The organism is Paraburkholderia aspalathi (genome assembly GCF_900116445.1).
Taxonomy (GTDB): domain Bacteria; phylum Pseudomonadota; class Gammaproteobacteria; order Burkholderiales; family Burkholderiaceae; genus Paraburkholderia; species Paraburkholderia aspalathi.
The window spans coordinates 30,211-55,546 of record NZ_FPBH01000033.1; the positions used below are offsets into that span (position 1 = coordinate 30,211).

19 protein-coding genes are annotated in these 25,336 nt (G+C 63.9%); 7 read left to right on the plus strand and 12 right to left on the minus strand.

All coding sequences use genetic code 11. From position 1 onward, the window contains the following. The 3 genes from glcE to BM438_RS36015 all read right to left on the minus strand — a co-directional run bounded on the left by glcE (position 1) and on the right by BM438_RS36015 (position 4,379). Positions 1 to 1,089, minus strand: a complete 1,089-nt coding sequence (gene glcE / locus BM438_RS36005) for a glycolate oxidase subunit GlcE (protein WP_093644627.1) — start codon at positions 1,087 to 1,089, stop codon at positions 1 to 3. Between the two features lie 270 nt (positions 1,090 to 1,359). Next, positions 1,360 to 2,853 (minus strand): FAD-linked oxidase C-terminal domain-containing protein, encoded by a 1,494-nt coding sequence (locus BM438_RS36010; protein WP_093644629.1) that lies wholly within the window; start codon positions 2,851 to 2,853, stop codon positions 1,360 to 1,362. A 110-nt stretch (positions 2,854 to 2,963) separates the two neighbouring features. Then, entirely contained in the window at positions 2,964 to 4,379 is a 1,416-nt protein-coding gene (locus BM438_RS36015) for an FAD-linked oxidase C-terminal domain-containing protein (RefSeq protein WP_093644631.1), read from the minus strand. A 223-nt stretch (positions 4,380 to 4,602) separates the two neighbouring features. On the opposite strand from BM438_RS36015, the gene BM438_RS36020 reads away from it, so the two are divergent. Both BM438_RS36020 and hmpA read left to right on the plus strand, forming a co-directional pair. Beyond that, positions 4,603 to 5,157, plus strand: coding sequence for a cob(I)yrinic acid a,c-diamide adenosyltransferase (locus tag BM438_RS36020; protein WP_093644725.1), 555 nt, complete (start codon positions 4,603 to 4,605; stop codon positions 5,155 to 5,157). A 98-nt stretch (positions 5,158 to 5,255) separates the two neighbouring features. Further along, entirely contained in the window at positions 5,256 to 6,461 is a 1,206-nt protein-coding gene (gene hmpA, locus BM438_RS36025; RefSeq protein ID WP_093644633.1) for an NO-inducible flavohemoprotein, read from the plus strand. A gap of 58 nt (positions 6,462 to 6,519) precedes the next feature. On the opposite strand, the gene BM438_RS36030 is transcribed toward hmpA, so the two are convergent. The 6 genes from BM438_RS36030 to BM438_RS36060 form a co-directional block, all read right to left on the minus strand. Next, a complete protein-coding gene (locus tag BM438_RS36030; RefSeq protein ID WP_063494819.1) occupies positions 6,520 to 6,852 on the minus strand; it encodes a helix-turn-helix domain-containing protein in 333 nt (110 codons plus the stop codon). A 3-nt stretch (positions 6,853 to 6,855) separates the two neighbouring features. Then, complete coding sequence (locus tag BM438_RS36035) at positions 6,856 to 7,194, minus strand: type II toxin-antitoxin system RelE/ParE family toxin (RefSeq protein WP_054037780.1); 339 nt, start codon at positions 7,192 to 7,194, stop codon at positions 6,856 to 6,858. A gap of 198 nt (positions 7,195 to 7,392) precedes the next feature. After that, positions 7,393 to 8,466, minus strand: coding sequence for a 3-deoxy-7-phosphoheptulonate synthase AroG (aroG, locus tag BM438_RS36040; protein ID WP_093644635.1), 1,074 nt, complete (start codon positions 8,464 to 8,466; stop codon positions 7,393 to 7,395). Between the two features lie 403 nt (positions 8,467 to 8,869). Further along, the gene (tldD, locus tag BM438_RS36050) at positions 8,870 to 10,336 is read right to left on the minus strand and encodes a metalloprotease TldD (RefSeq protein WP_054037784.1); all 1,467 of its coding nucleotides are present in this window, start codon (positions 10,334 to 10,336) and stop codon (positions 8,870 to 8,872) included. 93 nt (positions 10,337 to 10,429) lie between these two features. Then, complete coding sequence (locus tag BM438_RS36055) at positions 10,430 to 11,320, minus strand: carbon-nitrogen hydrolase family protein (RefSeq protein ID WP_208620742.1); 891 nt, start codon at positions 11,318 to 11,320, stop codon at positions 10,430 to 10,432. A gap of 123 nt (positions 11,321 to 11,443) precedes the next feature. Next, complete coding sequence (locus BM438_RS36060) at positions 11,444 to 15,637, minus strand: YhdP family protein (protein ID WP_093644637.1); 4,194 nt, start codon at positions 15,635 to 15,637, stop codon at positions 11,444 to 11,446. Between the two features lie 185 nt (positions 15,638 to 15,822). Between BM438_RS36060 and glnE the strand changes: the two genes are divergently transcribed. Next, complete coding sequence (glnE, locus tag BM438_RS36065; RefSeq protein ID WP_093644639.1) at positions 15,823 to 18,615, plus strand: bifunctional [glutamate--ammonia ligase]-adenylyl-L-tyrosine phosphorylase/[glutamate--ammonia-ligase] adenylyltransferase; 2,793 nt, start codon at positions 15,823 to 15,825, stop codon at positions 18,613 to 18,615. A gap of 29 nt (positions 18,616 to 18,644) precedes the next feature. Here the strand turns inward: glnE and recN are convergent, their stop codons facing one another. Then, positions 18,645 to 20,315 (minus strand): DNA repair protein RecN, encoded by a 1,671-nt coding sequence (recN, locus tag BM438_RS36070; protein WP_093644641.1) that lies wholly within the window; start codon positions 20,313 to 20,315, stop codon positions 18,645 to 18,647. A 94-nt stretch (positions 20,316 to 20,409) separates the two neighbouring features. After that, on the minus strand, positions 20,410 to 21,312 hold the full coding sequence (locus tag BM438_RS36075) for an NAD kinase (RefSeq protein WP_093644643.1): 903 nt from the start codon (positions 21,310 to 21,312) through the stop codon (positions 20,410 to 20,412). A 213-nt stretch (positions 21,313 to 21,525) separates the two neighbouring features. On the opposite strand from BM438_RS36075, the gene hrcA reads away from it, so the two are divergent. The 3 genes from hrcA (at position 21,526) to BM438_RS36090 (ending at position 24,207) form a co-directional block, all read left to right on the plus strand. Continuing rightward, a complete protein-coding gene (gene hrcA / locus BM438_RS36080; RefSeq protein WP_054040981.1) occupies positions 21,526 to 22,545 on the plus strand; it encodes a heat-inducible transcriptional repressor HrcA in 1,020 nt (339 codons plus the stop codon). A 175-nt stretch (positions 22,546 to 22,720) separates the two neighbouring features. Then, a complete protein-coding gene (hemH, locus tag BM438_RS36085; RefSeq protein WP_093644645.1) occupies positions 22,721 to 23,791 on the plus strand; it encodes a ferrochelatase in 1,071 nt (356 codons plus the stop codon). Between the two features lie 8 nt (positions 23,792 to 23,799). Further along, positions 23,800 to 24,207 carry an RNA-binding S4 domain-containing protein gene (locus BM438_RS36090; RefSeq protein WP_054040979.1) on the plus strand — a complete coding sequence of 136 codons (408 nt, stop codon included), beginning with the start codon at positions 23,800 to 23,802 and terminating at the stop codon, positions 24,205 to 24,207. On the opposite strand, the gene BM438_RS45735 is transcribed toward BM438_RS36090, so the two are convergent. Continuing rightward, positions 24,179 to 24,340 carry a hypothetical protein gene (locus tag BM438_RS45735; RefSeq protein ID WP_012431795.1) on the minus strand — a complete coding sequence of 54 codons (162 nt, stop codon included), beginning with the start codon at positions 24,338 to 24,340 and terminating at the stop codon, positions 24,179 to 24,181. The genes BM438_RS36090 and BM438_RS45735 overlap by 29 nt on opposite strands. Positions 24,341 to 24,717: 377 nt before the next feature. Between BM438_RS45735 and grpE the strand changes: the two genes are divergently transcribed. Further along, positions 24,718 to 25,302: a nucleotide exchange factor GrpE gene (grpE, locus tag BM438_RS36095; RefSeq protein ID WP_054040977.1), complete on the plus strand. Its 585-nt coding sequence runs from the start codon at positions 24,718 to 24,720 to the stop codon at positions 25,300 to 25,302. The last annotated feature ends 34 nt before the right edge of the window (positions 25,303 to 25,336 follow it).

The window sequence follows — 25,336 nt, forward strand, 5'->3', positions numbered from 1 at the left end:
TCAGAAGTCGGGGTAGAGGCGGCCGCGATTGAAGATGCGGGCCGGGTCGAAGGCGGTTTTCAGGCCGCGATGAATTTTCATCAGCGGTGCGGGCAGCGGTGTGAAGACTCCGGCGTTGCGGTCGTAGCCATAGCCGCTACGAAAGATGGTGGCGTGGCCGCCGGCCTGTTTGGCGCTGATACGCACGGTTTGCGCGTCGGTGTCGGTGATCCACCAGCGCTGGCCGCCGCCCCATTCCATCAGTTGCGCGCCGGGCAATTGCATCGGCTCGGTGATCGACGGCAGCGCGAGGCGCCAGAGCGCGGCCTTCGGCGGGATGGCCGCAAAGAACGAGTCGGTCTGTTCGCGCAGGCCGGCCCAGAAGCGCTCCGCTTCGACGGCATCGACGACTTCGCCGCCGAGCGCCGTGCGCGCCGCTTTGACCGCGGCTTCCGCGCCGGCCATCCGCACGGCCAGCGTGCCGTGACGCCATGCGCTCGCCGTGATCGGCAGTGGGCGACCGCCCCATTCGTTGAGCTTGCGGACCGCATCGGTGCCGTTCATGTCGAATTTGAGCGTGGTTTCGGCCTGCGGTAGCGGCAGGACCTTGACCGACAGTTCGAGGATCAGCCCAAGGGTGCCCAGCGAACCCGCCATCAAGCGGGAGACGTCGTATCCGGCGACGTTCTTCACCACCTGGCCGCCAAAATGCAGGACCTGGCCCTGGCCGTTCATGATGACCGCACCCAGCACGAAGTCGCGCGCCGCACCGGCCGACGGGCGGCGTGGACCGGCGATGCCCGCCGCGATGCAGCCGCCGAAGGTGGCCTGTGGCCCGAAGTGGGGCGGCTCGAAGGCGAGCATCTGATGGTGCTCGGCGAGCGCGGCCTCGATCTCCAGCAGGGGCGTGCCCGCGCGCGCCGTGATGACCAGTTCGGCCGGGTCGTAGGCGATGATGCCGCGATAAGCGCGCGTGTCGAGGATGTCACCTTCCAGCGTCTGACCGTACCAGTCTTTGGTGCCGCCGCCACGGATGCGCAGTGTGCGCCCTTCGGCGCTGGCTGAACGCACGCGTTCAGACCAAACGGCGACGATGTCGTCCTCTTCCATGGTGTCCTGCTTCGTTGTGTTTCGATTGATTGTACCGGGCGGCGGCGCGCTGGCAACCCGGAGCGGACCCGCATCGGGTAATCAGGGTGGGAGCGGGGAAGCGCTTGGGGCTTGGGACTTGTGGACGTGCCGGTGGGGAACGGGCGTGCGGGGAGGCTGGCTGGTCGTGGGCGGGGGGCCCGATATGTGGACGGGCGGCACGGAGCCGGGCGGCGGCTGCGCCATGCAACGCTGCGAGCCCGTCTTGGGCCGGCAGCGTCGTCAGCCGTCTTAAAACCGCGGCAGGTCCGGGTGCGGCAGCAAGCCGCCGCGCACATGCATCTTGCCGTACTCGGCGCAACGCGCGCGGGTGGGAATGCCCTTGTCGGGATTGAGCAAGCCCGGCGCGTCGAAGGCGCGTTTGACCGCGTGGAATGCGTCGCGCTCTTCGGGCGAGAACTGCACGCACATCGAATTGATTTTCTCGATGCCCACGCCGTGCTCGCCGGTTACGGTGCCGCCCAGCTCCACGCAGGTTTCGAGAATGTCGGAACCGAAGGCTTCGGCCCGGTGCCACTCGTCCATATCGTTGCCGTTGAACAGGATCAGCGGATGCATGTTGCCGTCGCCGGCATGGAACACGTTGATGCAGCGCAGGCCGTATTTCTTCTCCATGACCTCGATGCGCGCCAGCAGCGGTCCGATACTGCGGCGCGGCACGGTGCCGTCCATGCAGTAGTAGTCGGGCGAAATGCGGCCTGCCGCGGGAAAGGCGTTCTTGCGCCCGGACCAGAAGCGCAGCCGTTCATTCTCCGAGCGCGAAATCTGGATGCGGGTTGCACCCTGTTCGCGCAGCACCGCGGTCATGCGCACGATTTCGTCGGCGACCTCTTCAGCCGTGCCGTCCGATTCGCACAGCAGGATCGCCGCCGCGTCGAGGTCGTAGCCCGCGTTGACGAATTCTTCGACCGCGCGGGTAGCCGGTTTGTCCATCATCTCCAAACCGGCCGGAATGATGCCTGCGGCAATGATGCCGGCGACCGCGTTGCCGCCTTTCACGACGTCGTCGAAACTGGCCATGATGACCTGCGCCGTTTGCGGCTTCGGGATCAGCTTGACAGTGACTTCGGTGACGATCGCGAACATGCCTTCGCTGCCGATCAGCACCGCGAGCAGATCGAGCCCGGGTGCGTCAGGCCCGAGCGAGCCGAATTCGACGATGTCGCCTTCCATCGTCACGGCGCGAACACGCAGCACGTTATGCACGGTAAGACCGTACTTGAGGCAGTGCACGCCGCCCGAATTCTCGGAGACGTTGCCGCCGATCGTGCAGGCGATCTGCGACGACGGATCGGGCGCGTAGTAGAGCCCGTAGGGCGCGGCGGCTTCGGAGATCGACAGATTGCGCACCCCCGGTTGCACGGTCGCGGTCCGGGCATAGGAGTCGACTTCGACGATCTTGCGGAAGCGCGCGAGCGACACCACCACGCCGTGCCGGATCGGCATCGCCCCGCCGGACAAACCGGTGCCCGCGCCGCGCGGCACGATCGGCACGTCGAGCCGGTGGCAGATCTGCACGATGCGCTGGACCTGCGATTCCGTCTCGGGCAAGGCGACCGCGAGCGGCAGACGCCTGTACGCGGCGAGGCCGTCGCACTCGTAGGCAACGGTGTCTTCTTCGCGATACAGCAGACAGTGGTTCGGCAGCACGGCCATCAGCGCCTGCACGACTTCGCGCTGGCGCTGGGCGAGAACTTCGGCCGTCAGTTCGACGGGTGCGTTCATATGACTTGTCTCCTGGTGTCTTTCACGCTGCGTGCCCGGTCAAGCCTGGTTGTGCGGCAGCAGGCGTTGCCGCTGCCGCCGATGCAACTGAGCTGAGTGCTGATGAAGCGTCAAGCCGCCCAGGAAAAGATCTTGCCCGGGTTCATCAGATTATGCGGATCGAGTGCGTGCTTGATGGAGCGCATCGTGTCGACCGCGACTTCGCCGTGTTCTTCGAGCAGGAAGTTCATCTTGTGCAGGCCGACACCGTGCTCGCCCGTGCAGGTGCCGTCCATGCGCAGCGCGCGTTGCACGATGAGATGGTTCAGGCGCTCGGCCTCGACAAGCTCTTCTGGCTTGTTCGGATCGATCAGGATCGCGACGTGGAAGTTGCCGTCGCCGACATGGCCGACGATCGGGCAGGGCAGCGGCGATGTCTTCAGATCCTGCTCGGTTTCCATCACGCATTCCGCGAGGCGCGAGATCGGCACGCAGACATCTGTCGTGACGGCGCGGCAGCCGGGCTTCAGTTGCAGCATCGCGAAATAGGCGTTGTGGCGCGCGTTCCACAGGCGGCTGCGGTCTTCCGGCCGGGTTGCCCATTCGAAGCCTTCGCCGGCATTCTGCGCGGCGAGCTCCTGCACCAGTTCGGCTTGTTCTTTCACACCGGCTTCGGTGCCGTGGAATTCGAAGAACAGCGTAGGCGCCTCGCGCAACGTGAGGTTCGAATGGCGATTGATCGAGCGGATCGCGAGCGAGTCGACGAACTCGACACGTGCAATCGGCACGCCCATCTGAATCGTTTCGATGACCGCGCGCACCGCATCGCCCATCGACGGGAACGTGCAGACCGCCGCCGAGACCGCTTCCGGTTGCGGATACAGCCGAACGGTGATTTCGGTAATCACGCCGAGCGTGCCTTCCGAGCCGACAAACAGACGCGTGAGGTCGTAACCCGCCGACGATTTGCGCGCACGCGTGCCGGTCTTGATCACGCGGCCGTCGGCGAGAACCACCGTCAGTCCGAGTACGTTTTCGCGCATCGTGCCGTAGCGCACGGCGTTGGTGCCCGAGGCGCGCGTGGCCGACATGCCGCCGATGCTCGCGTCAGCACCCGGGTCGATCGGGAAAAACAGGCCGGTGTCGCGCAGTGCTTCGTTCAACTGCTTGCGCGAAATACCGGGTTCGACGGTGACGGTCAGGTCTTCAGCGTTGATCGACAACACCCGGTTCATTTCCGACAGGTCGATCGACACGCCGCCTTGCACTGCCAGCAGATGTCCTTCGAGCGACGAACCGTTGCCGTAGGGGATGATCGGTACGTTGTACTGGCCGCACAGCTTGACGATGGTTTGCACGTCTTCCGTATTGCGCGCGAAGACGACGGCGTCGGGCAGTTGGGGATCGAACGGCGATTCGTCGCGGCCATGGTGGGTGCGCACGGCTTCGGCGGTGGACACGCGTTCGCCGAAAACGGCTTTGAGGGCAGTCAGTAACTCGGCGGGAAACGGCCGGCGTAGCGGGGCCGGCGGCACGGGATGATTCACGCATGTCTCCTGATATTGGGGCGGAGCTGTTCTACAGCTTGTGCTTCATTTTACGCCGATCACCCGCGGGCCGGCGTCGGGGACGGCTGCCGCTCCTATAATGGCGGCGACCTCACGATGCGCGCAATATGGATAACCCGGTGGCTTGCTTACCAGGTTCGCCGGATGGATTCACCGCCGCCGCGCAGACGCATCGTTACTGAATGAATGCATGGGAGACATCATGGGCAACCGCTTGAGCAAAATCGCCACCCGTACGGGCGACGACGGCAGCACCGGTCTCGGCGATGGCCGGCGCGTGCGCAAAGACAGCGCGCGCATTGCCGCAATCGGCGACGTCGATGAACTCAATTCAAATCTCGGCGTGTTGCTGTGCGAAACGCTGCCCGACACGGTGCGGGCGGCGCTGGTTGCGATTCAGCACGACCTGTTCGATCTTGGCGGCGAGCTCTGCATTCCCGGCCACACAATGATTACCGACACGCATCTCGGCCAGCTCGACGACTGGCTGGCCGATTACAACGCCACCCTGCCGCCATTGAAGGAATTCATTCTGCCCGGCGGCTCGCGCGCAGCCGCACTTGCGCACGTGTGCCGCACGGTGTGCCGGCGCGCCGAACGGTCGATCGTCGCGCTCGGTGAAAGCGAGGCGGTCAATGAGGCGCCGCGTCAGTATGTGAACCGGCTGTCCGATCTGCTGTTCGTGCTCGCGCGGGTGCTCAATCGCGCGGACGGCGGCAGCGACGTGCTGTGGCAGCACGATCGTAGCGTCGGCTAACACGGCGCTTCAGTCCCTTTAAGCTCCTGTGACAATCTGTCCGGGCAAAGCTTCTCCTTAAAGATGTATTGTAAATGTATCTTTAAGGAGAAGTCGTTATGACCGCACTCACCGCCGACCAGATCGCCCGCGTCAAAGCCACCGTTCCCGTGCTTGCCGTGCACGGCACGACCATCACCAAACGCTTCTACAAGCGCATGTTCGCGCACCATCCTGAGTTGAAGAACGTGTTCAACCAGACTCACCAGAAGAGCGGCAATCAGCCGGAGACGCTGGCGAAGGCGGTATACGCATATGCCGCCAATATCGATAACCTCGGCGCCCTTGGTCCCACCGTCTCACGCATCGCGCATAAGCACGTGAGTCTGAATATCCGGCCGGAACAGTATCCGATCGTGGGACGCCACCTGTTAGGCGCAATCGTTGATGTGCTCGGCGATGCAGTCGATCAGGAGACGCTCGGCGCGTGGGAAGTCGCTTACGGGCAGCTCGCGGATATTTTTATCGGCACAGAGGCCAAGCTTTACGAAGGTGCGGCGTGGAGCGGCTTCCGGCCCTTCAAGGTTGCACGCAAGGAAGTGGAGAGCGATGAAATCACGTCGTTCTATCTGACGCCCGCCGATGGCTCACCGGCCTGCGGTTTCGAGCCTGGCCAATATCTGAGCGTGAAGCGTTTCGTGGATGAACTCGGCGTCGATCAGCCGCGGCAGTACAGCTTGTCGGATGCGCCGAACGGCAACTGGCTGCGTATCTCGGTAAAGCGCGAAGCCGGTCGGGAAGATATGGCACCCGGCCACGTATCGAACCTCCTGCACGACGGTGTGGAAGTGGGCGCGGTGGTGCATGTCAGCGCACCAGCGGGCGACTTCACGCTGGATCGCAAGAAGAGGACACCCGTGGTGCTGATGAGCGGCGGCGTGGGCGTGACCCCAATGACCTCGATGCTGTCTACGTTGCTTGCCGACCAGAGTGAGCGCAGTGTGACCTTCGTGCATGCCTGCCGCAATGGCCGCGTGCACGCGTTCCGGCAGTGGCTGAACGATACGGTCGCAGCGCATCCCAACGTCACGCGTGCGGTGTTCTACGAAGCCATTGAAGCCTGCGACCGCGCTGCTATCGACTACGACTTCGAGGGCCGCCTCGACCTCATGAAAATCGCCGACAAGGTGATCGTTCCCGATGCGGATTACTACATCTGCGGACCGGTGCCGTTCATGCGCGCGCAATGCGAGGCGTTGGCCTCGCTCGGTGTGGATGCGGCGCGGATTCACACCGAAGTGTTCGGTTCAGGCGCGGTGCAGTAAAACAAGGGCGCGCGGCAAGCGACGTGCGAAAGCACGCTAGGGCGCCGCGCCATCCACCTTACCCAACAGCCAGTGTGACCGGCTTGCCGATCCGGCTCATCATTTCGACCAGCGTATCGATAGTGAACTTGGTGGTCTTCTTGTTGACCACGTCTGACACGCGCGGACGCGACACCATCAGAATCTCGGCCGCCTCTGCCTGCTTCAGATGATGCTGTTCGATCCAGCTGGACAGCTCGGTCATCAGCTGTTCCTTGAGCAGCCGCGTGTCGTTGATCTGTTTCTGCGAAGCGGCGTGAAGGCGCTTCGCTTCTTCGGCGGAAAAACCGAGTTCGAGAAACAGGTTTGCGCCGGGTTTTGTTACGTGACGGATTTTTGTGTCGATCGTCATTTGTTAAGTTTTCCTATCATTGATGATGGCGCGGTACCGCATCTCGGCAATCTTTCTATCCTGCGGCGGTAGCTTCTGCGTCTTCTTCTGGAAGCAATGCAGCACATACAGCGCTTCCACGAACTTGGTGACATACATCACGCGGTAAATACCGTCTGCCTCCTTGATGCGAATCTCGCGTGTTCCAGCGCCGATCGAGTCAAACGGCTTCCAGTCGTCTGGGTCGAGACCTGCCTGAATCTTGCCAAGCTGAAATCCGGCCCGCCGACGTGGCTCTTCAGGAAAGGCGAGTAAATCGTGATAGCTGGAACCCATCCAGCGAATTTCTTTTTCGTGCTCCATAGCCGCCTTTCATGTACAAAATCTTATACGCAACACCCAGCCTGGTCAAGTCGTATCCGACCCGGCAACGAGTTGTTACGGTACAGAGGCGGCGCACGGAGCACCATTCGTCCGTTCGGCTAACAAAAAACCCGGCTGCATGAGCCGGGTTTTCGATGAATCAACTACAGCGATCGCGCAGAGTCGCGCAGAGACTTTTTAGTTGCCGCTGCCGCGCGTCACACGCCGTTGCTTGACGGCTTCGGCGAGACCTTCCAGCACGGCGACGCTTTCGTCCCAGCCGATGCAGGCATCGGTGATGCTCTGGCCGTAGGTCAGCGCGCAGCCTTCCTGCAGATCCTGACGGCCTGCGATCAGATGCGATTCCACCATCACGCCGACAATCCGTTCGTCACCCGAAGCAATCTGACGGCCGATGTCCGCGCACACCGGAATCTGGTTCTCGTGCTTCTTCGAGCTGTTCGCGTGGCTCGCGTCGATCATCAGACGTGCCGCGAGACCCGCCTTGCCGATGTCGGCGCATGCCGCATTGACGCTGTCCGCGTCGTAGTTCGGCGTCTTGCCGCCGCGCAGGATGATGTGGCAATCCTCATTGCCGGCGGTCGAGACGATTGCCGAGTGGCCGCCCTTGGTGACCGACAGGAAATGGTGCGGCTGCGAGGCGGCCTTGATCGCGTCCACGGCGATCTTGACGTTGCCGTCCGTGCCGTTCTTGAAACCGACCGGGCACGACAGTCCCGAAGCCAGCTCACGGTGCACTTGCGATTCGGTCGTGCGCGCGCCGATTGCGCCCCACGAGATCAGATCGGCGATGTACTGCGGGCTGATCATGTCGAGGTATTCGGTGCCGGCCGGCAGGCCGAGCTCATTGATACGCAGCAGCAGTTCGCGCGCGGTGCGCAGGCCGTCGTTGATCTTGAAGCTGTTGTCCATATGCGGGTCGTTGATGAGACCCTTCCAGCCCACCGTCGTACGCGGCTTTTCGAAGTACACCCGCATCACGATTTCGAGTTCGCCGGCGAAGCGTTTGCGCTGTTCGACGAGACGCCCGGCGTATTCCATCGCCGCCTTCGTATCGTGGATCGAGCACGGCCCGATGATGACGATCAGACGGTCTTCCATGCCGTGCAGGATGCGATGCATTGCGTTGCGCGAGTTGTAGATCACGTCGGACACCGTTTCATCGCAAGCGAATTCGCGGATCAGGTGAGCGGGCGGCGTGAGTTCTTTCAATTCGCGGATGCGGACATCGTCGGTGTTGTGCGGGGGCATGTTTGTTCTCCTGAATCGGTCGTAGCGTGTTCGCGCGGGCAATGAAGGCTGCGATCAGACGGCAATCTGGCAGCGCTGCCAGGGCGAACAACAATCAAAAAGATTTCAACGGCAAAAGTTTCAAAGGCGTGAGGCGAAAAAAAACCGCCAGGCTAGCTGGCGGTTTTCGTGAATTCTGGGTGTCTTGCGTGCACTAACACCCCTCTCGATCCGCCAGCGGTCTGAGATGCCAAAAAAAGTAAAAGTAAAACTTGGCGGACATGGCGAAATTGGGTCGCTGGTCAAAAAGGGTGAGTGCCTTTATAACCCGTGCAAGCTCGGCTGGCAAGCTGCAGGGTGTAAAAATGCGGTAAATCCGCATACTTCGAGCATTGTATGCACGAAGTATGCGTCTACATCAAAATCAGGCCGTACCGCCGACCGTCATCTTGTCGATACGCAGCGTCGGCTGACCGACGCCCACCGGCACGCTCTGGCCTTCCTTGCCGCACACGCCGACGCCCGAATCGAGCTTCATGTCGTTGCCGATCATGCTGACGAATTTGAGCGATTCAGGGCCGCTGCCGATCAGCGTCGCGCCCTTGACCGGGTAGGTGACTTTGCCGTTTTCGATCATGTACGCCTCGGAGGCCGAGAACACGAACTTGCCGTTGGTGATGTCGACCTGGCCGCCGCCGAAGTTCACCGCGTACAAACCGTTCTTCACGGACGCGATGATTTCCTGCGGGTCTTTGTCGCCGTTGAGCATGTACGTGTTGGTCATGCGCGGCATCGGCAGCGCAGCATACGATTCGCGACGAGCGTTACCCGTAACCGGCATCTTCATCAGGCGTGCATTCAGCGTGTCCTGGATGTAGCCCTTCAGGATGCCGTCTTCGATCAGCGTCGTGCACTGGGTCGGATTGCCTTCGTCGTCGATGTTCAGCGAGCCGCGGCGGTTCGGCAGCGTGCCGTCGTCGACCACGGTCACGCCCTTGGCCGCAACCTGCTCGCCGATTCGACCCGCAAACGCCGACGATCCCTTGCGGTTGAAGTCGCCTTCGAGGCCGTGGCCGATCGCTTCGTGCAGCAGCACGCCGGGCCAGCCCGGTCCGAGCACGACCGTCATCGCGCCGGCCGGAGCCGGGCGGGCGTCGAGGTTCACGAGCGCCGCATGCACGGCGTCGTCGACATAACCCGACAGCACTTCGTCGGTGAAATAGCCGTAGTCGAAGCGGCCACCGCCGCCGCCGCTGCCGATTTCGCGGCGGCCGTTCTGCTCGGCGATCACCGTGACCGACACGCGCACGAGCGGACGGATATCGGCCGCAAAGCCGCCGTCGCTGCGCGCGACCAGAACCACGTCGTATTCACCGGCGAGGCCTGCCATCACTTGCTGGATGCGCGGATCGCGGCCGCGCGCCATCTGTTCGATACGCTCGAGCAGCTTGACCTTGGCGGTCGCATCGAGCGAGTGCAGCGGATCGGACGGCAAGTACAGATCGCGCCCGGCGATGCCGGTCAGCGACGAGGCCACCTTGATCTTCTGCTTGCCGCCGCCCGCCTTGGCAATCGAACGGGTGGCGAGCGCCGCCTGACGAATTGCTTCGGGCGACAGATCGTCCGAATACGCGAAGGCAGTGCGATCGCCCGCCACGGCGCGCACGCCGACACCCTGGTCGATGCTGAAGCTGCCCGACTTCACGATGCCTTCTTCGAGACTCCATGCTTCGCTGCGCGTGTACTGGAAGTACAGGTCGGCGTAATCGATCTTGTGCGTGAAGATTTCGGCGAGCGTGCGGGTGAGCAGGGATTCGTCGAGACCGTAGGGCGTCAGGAGGATGTCCTTGGCGGTGGCGAGATTACGGATACCGGGTTCGATGATGTTCATGCGAAGTATGTTCTGCTCGATACGAAGGATTCGGTTAGCGCTTGCATCACTATATGAGTGACGGGCGCCGCACTTTCAATGTCAGGTAATACGTCAGCAGCTCAGCACGCGGTGACGCCAGGCGGGCAGGCTCTGCCGCACTTCGTCGATGCGCGCACGCTCGAGATTGCCGCTCACCACGCCGGCGCCTTCGTCGCGCACCGCGACGATTTCGCCCCACGGGTCGATCAGCATGCTGTGGCCCCATGTCCGGCGGCCGTTTTCATGTTTGCCGCCTTGCGCGGCGGCCAGCACGTAACACTGGTTTTCGACCGCCCGGGCGCGCAGCAGCATCTCCCAATGCGCGCGGCCGGTGGTATAGGTGAACGCCGACGGCACCACGATCAGCGCGCAGTCGCCCATGCGCCGGTACAGCTCCGGAAAGCGCAAATCGTAGCAGACCGACAGGCCGACCCGGCCGAACGGCGCCTCGAAGGTGCGGACTTCGCCGCCGGGGCAGATGGTGCGTGCCTCGTCGAACGATTCTTCGCCCTTTTCGAAATTGAACAGATGGATTTTGTCGTAGCGCGCGGCCTCGTTGCCTTGCGGGTCGAACACCAGCGTGGTGTTCAGCACGCGCGCCGGTTCCTGCGACATCAACGGCAAGGTGCCGCCGATCACCCAGACCTTGTGGCGGCGCGCGGCGTCGGCGAGAAAGCGCTGGATCGGGCCGTCCTGGTAGGGCTCGCGCACGGCGAGTTTGTCCGTGTCCTTGAAGCCCATGAAGCAGAAGTACTCGGGCAGCAGGACGAGTTGCGCGCCGTCGGCGGCGGCTTCCGCGATCAGGCGCTCCGCTTCGGCCAGGTTGCGTTCGCGATCCGGCGTGCTCACCATTTGCAGCGCGGCCACGCGGAACGCGCTTTCGGAAGATCCGCTGGACGCCGCGCCGGGCGAGGCAGTGGACGAAGCGGTGGACGAGGATGAAGAGACGTGTGTTTCGCTCATGAGCGTTTCGAAAAACTCCCGGCAAGGCCGCGGCGCGAACCGTAGGCGCCGCATACGTCGTTCAAGGCTGGCTGGGGACTGCGGGGCGGCACGGCGCTCTTCTGATCAAACACAGGATCGGGCTCAGTGCGCTTCCACGGTCGAAGCCGGAGCGTCCATCTTACCGCGATCGCCCTTCACCCGCTCGATGTGCGGTTTCGACCACGGACCGGTGATCGCGTACTCGCGTGCAAACGCCGTGGACACCGATTTGCTGAACGCCAGATCGGCCACCAGCGCGCCCAGCCCGAGCAGCGGATTGATCACGGTCGCGGCGATCACGGCGGCGCCGGCGCTGACGGTCGGCACAATCTGCACGTGCAGATCCTGGGTTTCCTGCGCCAGATCCACCGAGCCCTTCATTTCGGCGCGCGCCGGCGCCGTCACCATCTCGAAGTTCTCGGTGCGGCCAATACCATTGTGAATCTCGCCCGTGCCGGTGACGCGCTCGAACGGCAACCCTTCGCCGATGACGTCGCGGAAATTGAGCGTGGCGAAGCGTGCGAGGCTTTGCAGGCTGAGTACGCCCAGCAGTTTCGCGACGCCCGGGTCGACCTTGAGAATCTGCCCATGGCGCAGATCGACGGCGAGATTGCCGTTGAGCGTTGGATAGTCGATGGTCGTCGGGCCGCCGCGCCACACCACCTTGCCCGACAGCGTGCCGTTGCCGGCCTTGAGCGTGTGCGGCTGGCCGAAGCGCTCCAGCAGCCCGCCGGCGTCCTTGATGTCGAGTTTGAAATCGAACACGGTACGGCGCGGCGTCGCTTCGTCGGCGGTGTTGCCGAGACCCGTCGACGTGCGCCAGTTCGCGGTCGCGGTCAGCGTGGCGGCGGGGTTGGTGATGTCCAGCTTGTCGAGCTGCCAGACCGGCACACCGTCTTCTTCGAAGTTGTGTGCGTCGACTTCGAGCCGGCCGATATCGCGATCGCGCACGATCAACTCATTGACCACCAGATCGATCGACGGCATGTTCTGCGCTGGCGCCGAAATGGCCTGGCCGAGCAGGTCCTTATCCGTGGCCGAGGGGATGACCACACGGGCAAAGCGCGCCTGCAACGTGCCCGGCGATTCCTTATTCGCGCCCGGCAGCCAGGAAACGTGGCCCGACACCTGGTTCGACGCGATGTTGGCCTGCCATTTGCCGTCCGCATGCGACGCGCCGACGATCACGCTGTCCCAGTGCCGCTTGAGCAGTGTCAGCGTGCCGACGTGCACCGCGAAGCGGCTCGGCAGGAACTGCGCAACGGTCGGATTCGGCGTGGCCGGTGCGGCGGCGGGCGCGGGAGTCGGTGCGTCCTTGTTGCGCATCTGCGTGACGAGCGCGCGCCAGGCATCGGCGTCGAACGCCTCGACGTCGACGGCGGCGATCACGCCTTCGGACGGCAAGTCGGCGGGCTTGTTGACGCCGATCGCGCCACTCACGACCGTCGGCGGCGTTTTCGGCTGGTAACGCAGCAGGTAGGTGGCGGCGATCGGGCCGAAGGTGAGGTCGGCCCGTTCCAGATCGGCTTCGCTTGCGCTGGTGAACGGGCTGACAGCGAAGTGCAGCGGCATCGGCGTGCCGACTGGCTTGTTGAACGGCGCGGGGAAGTCGAGCGCGAGCCCGGTCAGATCGGAGTTCGCCGTGACTTCCGGCAAGCGCCCCTTGGCGCCGTGCACGTTAAGCGCGTAGGGCGCGCTGCCGCTCATGCGCGTCAGCACCTGCGCGGCCGGACCGTGCAGGTTCAGGCCGCGCGCGGCATCGACGGCGATATGGCCGCCGAGGTCGAGTGCGTACGTGCCGTCCTGTTTCAGGCCGCCGTTCGCGTGGACATCGCCGCCGAGGAACTGGCCCGAGAGCCGGTCGACCTGCGCCGTATGTTCGGTAAAACGCACCTTGCCGTTCAGTTGCGACAACGGCGGCACGTTATCGACCGTCAAACGGTTGTTCTGGAAGCCCACTGCGCCTTCCACAGCGATGTGCGGTTTCGGCGTGCGCGGCACGGTCAGCTTGAGCGCCAGCGCTGCGGGCCCTTCGGCGCGCACTTTCTCGGTCGCATGTTTGGACATGATGCCGAGCGAGCTTTCGTTGACGTAGTCGAGCATGTCGGCAAGCGGCCCACGGCCGTTGCCCGTGATGGTGAGGTCCGAAGCCTTGGTGCCGAGATCGTCGATCTTGCCGTTCACCTTGTTCAAAGCGACCCGCTTGTAATGGGCGCGGTCGATATCGAAGCGCAGCAGGTTCTCTTTGAGTTCGAACACGCCGTCGATGCCATCCAGCGGCGGCCACACGTTCGGCGTACCGTTCTTCATCTTGCGCGGCGGGTACGGCGAAGGGTCGAACTTGCCGCCCTTGAACGGCGCGACGATATGGAAGACCCCGGCCTCCGGGGCGCGCGAGTAAGGGAATTTGGTCAGATCGCCGTGGATTTCGATCGTCGCGCCGCGCGAGACGCCGGCTTGCAGCCCATGGCCCAGGTAGATCCGCAGCTTTTCGCTGATGCTGGTCGGCAGATAGCGGACGATGCGCGTGACCTGCGCGCGCTGGAAGTCGGCCTTCAGGTCGAGCGAGCCGCGCCCATGGCCTGGGTTGCTGTAATCGACGGTGGCAGTGGCGTCGGCGTCCGCGTTCGAGATACCGAAGTCGGCCAGCTTGACGGTGAAGGCGGGGTGATTTTCGCCCGGCGCCTTCGGCGTGATGGTCCAGTCCGCCCGGCCATGCAGGCGGTCGAGTGTCAGGCGCGGGTCGTCGAACACGCCCGGCAGCGTGATCGCGACGTTGGAGGTGTTGAGCGTCGCGGTGCCGTGGTTTTCGTCTGCATCGACGCTGCCCCACAGGTTCTCGATGCCGGGAATGCCTGCGCGCGGGTGATTCAGCGGGGTGAGCCCCGGCGGCGGTTCCTGCGCGGCGATGCTGATGCCCTGCAGATCGCCCTTGAAACGATAGCGCTCGATCGGCTCGGCGCCGCTTGGCCGGTGGTCGCTGCCCGCTTCGCCCGATTCCGGTTTGCCGCGTTCGACCTCGATCACATAGTTCGACACCATGCCGCGTGGATTGAAGCGCACCAGGTTGTTCAGCAGGGGGCGCGGCAACGGCAACGCGCGGCTGAATTCGGCGAGGATGCCCAGGTCGACGCGGTCGCCGCTGACGCTGACGAGTTGCCCATGCTGCAGCGAGGCGGTCCGGTAGCGGCCGTGCAGCGTGGTTAGCGCGAGGGTGCGGGTGAGCGGCGTACCGTCGTCGAGCGGCGGCTGGCCGAGTTCGGCGTGCAAGTGGTTCAGTTGCAGCGTGTAGTCGCCCTGGTTGACGTCGAGACCCCAGGAGAAATTAGCGATCGGTACCACCAGCTTGGGCTGGGTCGGGCGGACCCGCATCGAGACATCCGTGCCGGCCAGTTGCCCGCTCGCCGACTTCATGCGGCCATCGGCGAAGTCGGCCCAGATCGCATTGTCGATGCGGCCGGCGAACATCTCGATCGGGAAGTTGATGTAGCGCGCGAGGGTCGGCAGATCGACCGGACCGGTCGACATATAGACCTGGCCCGCCCAATTGACCGGCTTGCCGATCGCCGAGAGCCGGGCGTGTTTGAAATGCGTACGGAAGTCGATCGGTCCGTGCAGGACATGGCCGTCTGCGGGCGCTTGCAACGCGAGGCGGTGATCGTAGCCTTCGTTGAGAATCGCGATCCGGATGTCGCGCAGGGCGAGTTCCGGTGCGTCATGCTCGGCATCTCGCCAGCGCAGCACGCCGCCGCGCACCACGATCGCCTGCTGGCGCAACAGCCATGTGGACAGGGTGTCGTTGCCGCTGTGCCGGGTGGGCACCGGCACGCCCGCTACCGAGATCACGCCGTCGCTGCTGCGCGACACCAGCACGTCCGGCTGATCGACGATCAGGCTGGAAAGCGCGGGATGGAACTGCCAGAGCGACTTCCACGAAAGCGCGGCGGTGGCGTGCGGAATGGTTAGGGCCGCTTTGCCTTCCGGGTCGCGGATGACGATATCGGTGACGTCGAGGCCTGGCTGAAAGCCGCTCCAGTGCGGCGCCAGCTTGCCGATGGTGAACTGTGCGTGCAGCTTCTCGGAAACGATGGCTTCGATGCGCGGGCGAAACGAGTCGACGCGCGGCAGCAGGACATAACGCAAACCGAGAAACAGACCCGCCGCGATAAAGTAGAAGGCGAGTGCGAGCGCCAGCACTACATGGGACGTCCGATGCAGCACCATGTGGGCGCTTCCGCTCGCAGGCCGGACCTGCCTGGTTTCGTGCGGGTCGGCGGATTCGTTTCGCTCGGACATGCTGCGGCGGGTGGCGTATGGTAGTTTTGCGAATTAACGACGAAATGTAACACACGGGAAAGCGTCGGCGGACCTCCGGCAAACCCTTTCTCCATGCCGTCTCGCGACCTGCGCGAGGCTGCCGGACCTGTGTGTTGCGGCGAACTGAACAACGCTGATAAAGCAACGAGCGAGCCAGACCCTTGATGACTGACGCAACACTCCTGAGTTCCAACTATTCACATTACGCGGCGCGTGCCGCGGCGGCCCGTCCGCAAATCGTGGCGCAGGTGGTGGCGCTCGCCTCCGCCCCCCTCACGCGCGAACGGATCGACGCGCGCTTTGACGCGCTGTGTGCCGAGGCAGCCGGCGCGGCCGACGGCCCGTTGAGCGAGGATGCACTCAAACGGGCCTTACGCCAATTGCGCACGGAGGTATTTTGCGCCGTGATGGAGCGTGACCTCGCGGGCGAGGCGGATGTCGCCGAAGTCACCGGCGCGATGACCGATCTGGCGGAGACGACGATCCAGCGCGCGCTCGCGGTCGTGTCCGCCGAACTCGAAACGCTTTATGGCGAGCCGCGCGGGCCACAGGGCGAGCGGCTCGCGCTCGGTGTGGTCGGGATGGGCAAGCTGGGTGGGCGTGAGCTGAACGTGTCGTCGGATATCGATCTGATCTTCATTTATGAAGAGGACGGTGAGACCGCGGGCGGTCAGCGTTCACCGATCGCGACGCAGGACTTTTTTACGCGTCTCGGTAAGCGCCTGATCGGCGCATTGGCCGAGGTGACCGCCGACGGTTACGTGTTCCGGGTCGATATGCGCTTGCGGCCGAACGGCGATTCCGGGCCGCTCGTGTGCAGCCTCGGCATGCTCGAAGAGTATTTCTACGTGCAGGGCCGCGAGTGGGAGCGCTATGCGTGGATCAAGGGCCGGCTCGTGTCCGAAGGCGCGAGCGACGCAGCGCGTCGGCTGCAGAAGCAGCTCGATGCGATCGTCACGCCGTTCGTCTATCGGCGTTATCTCGACTTTGGTGTGATCAGCGCAATCCGCGCGCTGCATTTGCAGATTCGCCAGGAAGCGCAGCGGCGTGCCTCGATGCGCCCCGACAAGGCCGACGACATCAAGCTGGGCCGCGGCGGCATCCGCGAAATCGAATTCAGCGCTCAGGTGTTTCAGTTGATCCGCGGCGGCCAGGATGCCGGCTTCCGGGTTCGACCGACGCTCGCCGTCTTGCGGCACGCGGCCACGCACGGGCTGCTCGATACCTCGGTCTGCGTGAAGCTTTCACAGGCTTACCGTTTCCTGCGCGAACTCGAGCACCGTCTGCAATACCGCAACGACGCGCAAACTCACGCGATGCCGGTCGATCCTGAGGAGCGTGTGGCGCTCGCGCAAGCCATGGGTTGCGACGACTATGCCGCGCTGATGCTCAAGCTCGACGCGCACCGCGAGTTCGTCGAACAGCAGTTCGACCAGATTTTCGCCGACAAGGTGAGCGGCCGCGATGGCTGCGGCGCACCGGAAGACGGCGCGGCGGTGTGGATCTGGAGCAGCGCGCTCGCCGACGACAGCGCTGAGGACGCGCTTCGCGCGCGTCTGATCGAACTGGGTGTTTCCGAGCCGGACGAGTTGCTGGCGCGCTTGCGTGCGATATGGCAGTCGTCGCGTTACGCGGGGCTCGCCGAGCGTAGCCGCCAGCGCTTCGATATCGTCGCGCAGCGTGCGCTGGAAGCCGCGCGTACGTTGGAGCCGGTCGAACGGCGCGGCGATACGGTGGCGCGTTTCTTCGACTTGCTCGAAGCCGTGAGCCGGCGCGGCGCGTACCTTGCGCTGCTGACGGAATATCCGCAGGCGCTGCATCGGGTGCTGTCGGTGCTGGGTGGTTCACACTGGGCCGCTGGCTACCTGATCCGCCACCCGCAATTGCTCGACGAACTCCTCGACGAAGAGGCGATGGACAGTCCGTTCGACTGGCCTGAATTCAAGCGCACGCTGCGCTTGCGTCTGGCCGCGGCGGATGGCATCGAGCAACAGATGGATCTGCTGCGCCACGCGCACCAGGCCGAGGTGTTCCGCATCCTGTTGATCGATCTGGCCGGCAAGTTGAGCGTCGAACATGTGAGCGACCGCCTGTCCGAGCTCGCCGATGCCGTGCTCGACGTCACGCTCGAAGCCGTCTGGAACCAATTGGCCAAACGTCATCGCGACGTGCCGAAGTTTGCGGTGATCGCGTACGGCAAGCTGGGCGGCAAGGAGCTCGGTTATGCATCCGACCTCGACGTCATCTTCCTCTACGACGATCCGGACGATGCCGCTGCGGACGTCTACGCCACCTACACCCGCCGGCTCATCACCTGGCTGACGACGGCGACCGGCGCGGGCACCTTGTTCGACGTCGACTTGCGGTTGCGGCCGAACGGCGAGTCGGGCCTGCTCGTCACCGATCTGGATGCGTTCCGCCGTTATCAACTGCGTGAAGGCGACGCCGCGAATACCGCGTGGGTTTGGGAGCATCAGGCATTGAGCCGCGCGCGCTACTGCGCGGGCGACGCCGAAATCGGTGCGAAATTCGAGCAGATTCGCGAACAGGTGCTGACCACGCCGCGTGAGGCCGCGCCGCTCGCGAAGGAAATCGTCGAGATGCGCGAGCGCGTCGAGGCAGGGCATCCGAACCATACGGCGCTGTTCGACCTGAAGCACGATCGCGGCGGCATGGTCGATATCGAATTCACCGTGCAGTACTGGGTGTTGCTGCATGCGGCGAGCGATCCTGAACTGATCCGCAATACCGGCAATATCGCGTTGCTGCGCGAAGTGTCGCGCTTCGGCTTGATGAGCGAGGCGGAAGCGGAGACGGTCGGGGCGGCGTATCGGACCTACCGGAAGTTGCAGCACCAGTTGCGGCTCGACGGGATGGAAAAGGCGCGGGTCGATCCCGCGCTGGTGGTGACGGAGCGTGAAGCGGTACTGAAGCTGTGGAAGCGGGTGTTCGGCTGAGGCTCCGCGATGATTTCCGTCCCGCGTTCCTAGGCCGCCAGCATTTCCTTCGCGTGCTTGCGGGTGGTGGCGGTGATCTCCAGACCGCCGAGCATGCGCGCGACTTCTTCGACGCGGCTCGCGCGGTCGAGTGAGGTCACGCTGCTGACCGTGCCGCCCTTGCCGTTGCCCGACTTCGCCACCTGGAAATGATGGTCGCCGCGCGCGGCGACTTGCGGCAAGTGCGTGACGCACAGCACCTGACGTGCCTCTCCCAGTTGATGCAGCAAGCGTCCAACCACTTCCGCGACGCCGCCGCCGATTCCCGTATCCACTTCGTCGAAGATCAGGGTTGGAGTCGGACTCGCGGCGCTCGCAATGACCGCGAGAGCGAGGCTGATCCGCGCCAGTTCCCCGCCTGAGGCGACCTTCGCGAGCGGCCGCAGCGGCACGCCGGCGTGACCGGCGACGCGGAATTCGACCTGTTCGAGCCCGTGCGCGCCACCTTCCGGCAACGGCACCAGCGCCACTTCGAAGCTGCCGCCCTTCATCGACAGTTCCTGCATGCCGGTGGTTACCGCTGCACCTAGAGCCTTACCGGCCTTGGCGCGCGCCTTCGAGAGCTTTTTCGCTTCGGCGAGGAAGGCTTCTTTGGCTTTGGCTTCGGCCGCGTGGAGGCTGTCGAGATCGGCGGCGGCATCGAGCGCGGCAAGTTGCGCGCGGCGCGCTTCGTGTTCTTCAGGCAACGTCTCGGGTTGCAGGCGGAATTTGCGTGCGGCCGAGTGCAGCGCGTCGAGACGCTTTTCGACCTGGGCAAGCCGGTCGGGATCCAGTTCGAGTTTCTGCGCGTAGTGGCTGAGCGAATAGGCCGCTTCCTGCAACTGGATCTCGGCCGGTTCCAGTGCCGCCAGCACGTCGTTCAGCGCCGGGTCGATCTCGGCGAGGTCGCGCACCTTCGATACGATCGAGGCGAGATGCGTGATCATCGCTTCGTCAGATTCGGACAGCGCGCCGAGCGCCCCTTGCACGCCGTCGATCAGATTGGCCGAGTGCGACAGGCGCCGGTGCTCGGCGTTGACCTCTTCCCATTCGCCCGGTTGCGGCGAAAGTTTGTCCAGCTCGGTGAGCTGCCAGGCGAGACGCTCGCGCTCCAGTTGCAGCTCGCGGTCGCGCGTTTGCGCATGCTCCACGGCCTGCACCTTGTCGCGCCACGACCGCCATGCCCGCGTGACAGCTACTGCGGTTTCCGTGAGGCCGGCGTGGGTGTCGAACAGTTCGCGCTGCGCGTCCGGACGCATCAGCAACTGGTGCGCATGCTGCCCGTGAATATCCACCAGCATCTCGCCGACTTCGCGCAACTGCGCGAGCGTTGCCGCCGTGCCGTTGATGAACGCGCGCGAGCGGCCATTTGCGTCCACCACGCGACGCAGCATGACGGTGCTGCCGTGATGGCCGTCGTCGGCGGTCGTGCCGAGCGCCTGCTCGTCGAGCCATTGCTCGACTTGCGCATGCGTCTCGAATTCCGCGGTGATGTCGGCGCGGCTCTCGCCGGTGCGCACCACGCTTGCATCGGCGCGGGCGCCGAGCGCGAGGGCCAGCGCGTCGATCAGGATCGACTTGCCGGCGCCTGTTTCGCCTGAGAAAACGGTAAAGCCGCTATCGAATTCGAGGTCGAGCGCGGCGACGATGACGAAGTCGCGTATCGAGAGGTGGCGAAGCATGGAGGTCGTCTGGTGAGCTTGAGATTCAGGGTTCGGCAGCGGCGTTCGTGTTCCGATAGCCCGGCGGTCCGGCATTCCGGCGCTCGGGGACCGCTCAGGGCTTGGTATCTTCTTCGTGCGACGGGTATTCGTTCCAGTGCAGCTTCTTGCGCAGCGTCGCGAAATGGCTGTAGCCGACCGGATGCAGCATCGGCACCGTATGACGCGAGCGGCGCACTTCGATCGTGTCGCCCAATTCCAGCGAAGTGAACGACTGCATGTCGAAATTGACGTTCACTTCGCGGCCCGAGACGATCTGGATGCTCACCTTCGAGTCGTCCGGCAGCACGATTGGCCGGTTCGACAACGCATGCGGCGCAATCGGCACCAGCACGATGCCTTGTAGTTGCGGATGCAGGATCGGCCCCTGCGAAGACAACGCGTAGGCGGTCGAACCCGTTGGCGTGGCGACGATCAGGCCGTCCGAGCGCTGGTTGTACATGAAGCGCCCGTCCACCGAGACATGCAGTTCCGCCATCCCCGAGAAACCGCTGCGGTTGACCACCACATCGTTGAAGGCAAGCGCGTGATAGATCGGGGCGCCGTCGCGCATGATGCGCGCCTCGAGCAACATGCGCTCTTCGCGCTCGAAGTTACCCGAGAGCATTTGCGGCACGATCTCGCGCATGTCGGAGATCGGAATGTCGGTAATGAAGCCCAGGCGGCCGTGGTTGATGCCGATCAGCGGCGTGCGGTAGGGCGCAAGCTGGCGGCCAATGCCTAGCATCGTGCCGTCGCCGCCTAGCACCACGGCAACGTCGGCGCGCGCGCCGATCTCGGCGGGGCGTAGCGCCGGATAGTCGGTGACGCCGATTTCGGCGGCGGTGTCGGCTTCGAATACGACCTCGAAGCCGCGCTTCGCGATGCACGAGGCGAGCGCGGTCAGCGGCTCGCCGATGCCCGGCGTATTGTTGCGCCCGACGAGCGCGACGGTCTTGAACTGGCTGGTCACTTGCATGCCGGCATTACACCATAGGTAGGGCCTGAAAAGAACCGCAGACAGACCCGGTGACGGGCCTGCGCAAACGGGCTGCCAGCGCATTGGAGGATTATCGTTAGAATGGTGAAACATTGATGACAGGCGCTGCCCCGCCAACCGGCGGCGCGATAGTCAGGGGTTGGCGCCGTTAGCGCTCGCTGTAGCCGCGCCATTGAGCTAAAATTTTCCGTCATGCTAGATCCCCGCGCACAAACCCTCCTCAAAACGCTGATCGAGCGCTACATCGCCGAAGGTCAGCCGGTCGGCTCGCGCACGTTGTCACGCTACTCCGGCCTCGAACTGAGCCCGGCCACGATCCGCAACGTGATGTCCGATCTCGAGGACCTGGGGCTCGTAATCAGTCCGCATACGTCGGCGGGCCGGATCCCGACGCCGCGCGGCTACCGGCTGTTCGTCGACACCATGCTGACGGTGGAATCCGCCGCGGACGAAGAAGCGGTGATGCGTATCGTCAAGACTACGCTGCAGGCGGGCGAACCGCAGAAAGTCGTCGCCGCAGCGGCAAGTGTGCTGTCCAATCTGTCGCAGTTCGCCGGCGTGGTGCTCACGCCGCGCCGCAGCCACGTGTTCAAGCAGATCGAATTCATGCGCCTGTCGGACAAGCGCATCCTGCTGATCATCGTGACGCCCGAGGGCGACGTACAGAACCGCATCATGGCCACCCAGCGCGACTTTTCGCCGTCGCAGCTGGTGGAAGCCTCCAATTACATCAACGCGCACTTCGCGGGCCTCTCGTTCGACGACGTGCGCCGCCGCCTGCGCGAAGAAATCGACGAATTGCGCGGCGACATGACCACGCTGATGCACGCCGCGGTCACGGCCAGCACGGATGAGTCCGACACCGGCGAGACCGTGCTGATTTCCGGCGAGCGCAACCTGCTCGAAGTCGCCGACCTGTCGTCGGACATGGCGCGCTTGCGCAAGCTGTTCGATGTATTCGACCAAAAGACCAGTCTCCTTCAGTTGCTCGACGTGTCGAGTCACGCCGCGGGCGTGCAGATTTTCATTGGCGGCGAGTCGAATCTCGTGCCGATCGAGGAAATGAGCGTCGTCACCGCGCCTTATGAGGTGAACGGCAAGATTGTCGGCACGCTCGGCGTGATCGGGCCGACCCGCATGGCTTACAACCGCGTGATCCCAATCGTGGACATCACTGCGCGGCTGCTTTCCCTGACGCTCAGCCAGCAGTAACCTGCGGTCACCGTTGGCTGCGGCACATCTCATGCTGCAAATGATGCGCGACGGCGCGCGGCTTGCCAATTGGCCGAATGGCCAGGGGCCCTGGCGGACCTTGCAATGGACCGCGCCGCTATAATGAATTCCACCTGAACCGACTCTCCGCCCCAAGCGGTTATCCCTGCTGCCTATGCGCTTCGACCTCGAGCGGCCATCACAGAACGCCACGTCACACCGTGTCGCCGTGTTGCTGATCAATCTCGGCACGCCCGACGCGCCGACGCCGCGTGCGGTCCGGCGCTATCTTGCGCAGTTCCTGTCCGATCCGCGTGTGGTCGAAATTCCGGCGCTGCTCTGGCAGGTGATCCTGCGCACGTTGATTTTGCCGTTCCGGAGCCCCGCGTCGGCGAAAAAGTACGCGGCCGTGTGGATGCCGGAAGGCTCGCCGCTGCGTGTCTTCACCGAAAAGCAGGTGGAGGGTTTGCGCCATCTGCTGCAATTGAACGACTACACGGTACTGGTCGACTACGCGATGCGGTATGGCACGCCGGGCATTCCGGCCATGCTGAACCAGCTCAAGCTGGCCGGCGCCGAGCGCGTGCTGCTGATGCCCATGTATCCGCAATACTCGTCGTCGACCACGGCCACGGCTTTCGACGACGCCTTTTCGGCGTTGAAGCGCATGCGCAATCAGCCGGAAATCCGCACGGTGCGGCAGTACGCCGATCATCCGGCGTATATCGCCGCGCTCGCCGCTCAGGTGCACCACTACTGGCATCAGCACGGCCGGCCGGATTTCGCGGCAGGTGACAAGCTGGTGCTGAGTTTTCACGGCGTGCCCAAGCGCACGATGGATCTCGGCGATCCGTACCACGAGCAATGCCAGCAGACTGGCGCGTTGTTGACGCAGGCGCTGGGATTGACGCAGGTGGAATGCCGCGTCACGTTTCAGTCGCGCTTCGGCAAGGCCGAGTGGTTGCAGCCGTACACCGCGCCCACGCTGAAGGAATTGGGCTCGGCGGGCGTGCGGCGTGCCGACGTGTTCTGTCCGGGATTTACCGCCGACTGCCTTGAAACGATTGAAGAAATCGGGATGGAAGTGCGCGACGAGTTCCTGCAGGCGGGCGGCAAGGAGTTTCATCGGATTCCCTGCCTGAACGCCTCGCAGCCGTGGATCGCCGCGCTCGGCGAGATCGTCGCGCAGAATCTGCAGGGCTGGCCCGTGCAAGCAGTACCGGTGCCGCACACGACTGGGGCTTAAGCAGGCTCATGAACTACAGGATTTCAACCGAACCGGGCGCGAAGCTGCGCATCGACAAATGGCTTTGGGCGGCGCGCTTCTTCAAGACGCGCTCGCTCGCGGCGGATGCCGTCGAAAAAGCGCACGTGCGAATCGGCGGTGCGAGTGTCAAACCGGCCAAGGAAGTGCGCGTAGGCGACCTGGTCGAGATCGAAATCGAGCGGATTGTCTGGCAGGTGGAAGTGCTGGGCGTGTGCGACGTGCGCGGCCCGGCCAGCGTCGCGCAGACGCTCTATGCGGAAACGGAAGAGAGCAAGGTGAAGCGACAGGTCGAGCAGGAGCGGCGCAAGACATACCGCGAACCGGCCGCCGCTTTGCACGGCAGACCGACAAAGCGCGACCGGCGCACTATCGACAAACTTTCAGGTGGGGATTGAACAATTGTTCCATCGTCGCGTGCACACCGCCGTACTCGGTGGTGTGATCGTTGACGGCCCCGGACATGCAGATGGTCGTGGTGCCCGCGATCAGTACCAATGCGACCACCGATATTGCAAAGGTCAGTTTCACGGTACTCCCCTTGGGAAGATTCAGATGGAAACAGGCGAATCAGGTGGAATTGAAAATTATCGGTAAGGCTTACGTTAGATTAGGGTTAACGTGTCTTTTCCGACGCTTTAATGGAGCATAGGCCACTTGTTGAGCGCACTCAATCTCAATCTGATTGCGACGCAATAATGGTTGTAACCGGGCATTTCTGCCGCACGTCCGCGGTGTGAAAAGTTCCGGGAGAGGCGCTTGAATTGGGTCTTTCCGGCCCCATCTGGCGTTTCGATACGCGTTAACGTAGTAAGTTGTCTGTCGCAATTTTGCAACGCACAAATTGCGGCAGTTTTTGACGCGTTGCCGCCACCGATAGCTTTAACTTTTAAACGACTTTCAGCGACATGGAAAACACGCAAGAGAACCCGACGAGCCAGAATCCCACGCCCGCCGACGAAACCGCGCGCCAGGCCGCCGAGGCTGCGGCACCCCAGCAGGACGCGGCTGCAAACGCAGCGCCTGAAGCGCCGGCAACCGGCGCGGAAGCCGCATTGGCCGAGGCAGAAGCGAAGCTTGCCGAGATGCAGGAGAGCTTCCTGCGGGCGAAGGCGGAGACTGAGAACGTGCGCCGCCGCGCCCAGGAAGATGTCGCCAAGGCCCACAAGTTCGCGATCGAAAGCTTCGCTGAGCATTTGCTGCCGGTGGTCGACAGCCTCGAAGCAGCGGTTGCCCACTCGTCCGACGACCTGCAGAAGGTTCGCGAAGGCGTCGAGCTCACGCTGCGCCAGCTCTCCGGCGCGCTGGAGAAGGGCCGCGTCGTCGCCCTGAACCCGGTTGGCGAGAAATTCGACCCGCACCGTCACCAGGCTATTTCGATGGTGCCGGCCGACCAGGAGCCGAACACCGTCGTTGCTGTGCTGCAAAAAGGCTTCGTGATCGCCGACCGCGTGCTGCGTCCGGCCCTCGTGACTGTCGCGGCGCCGAAGTAATCAGCCCAAGCTGCGGCACGGGCCGCAGCAGAAG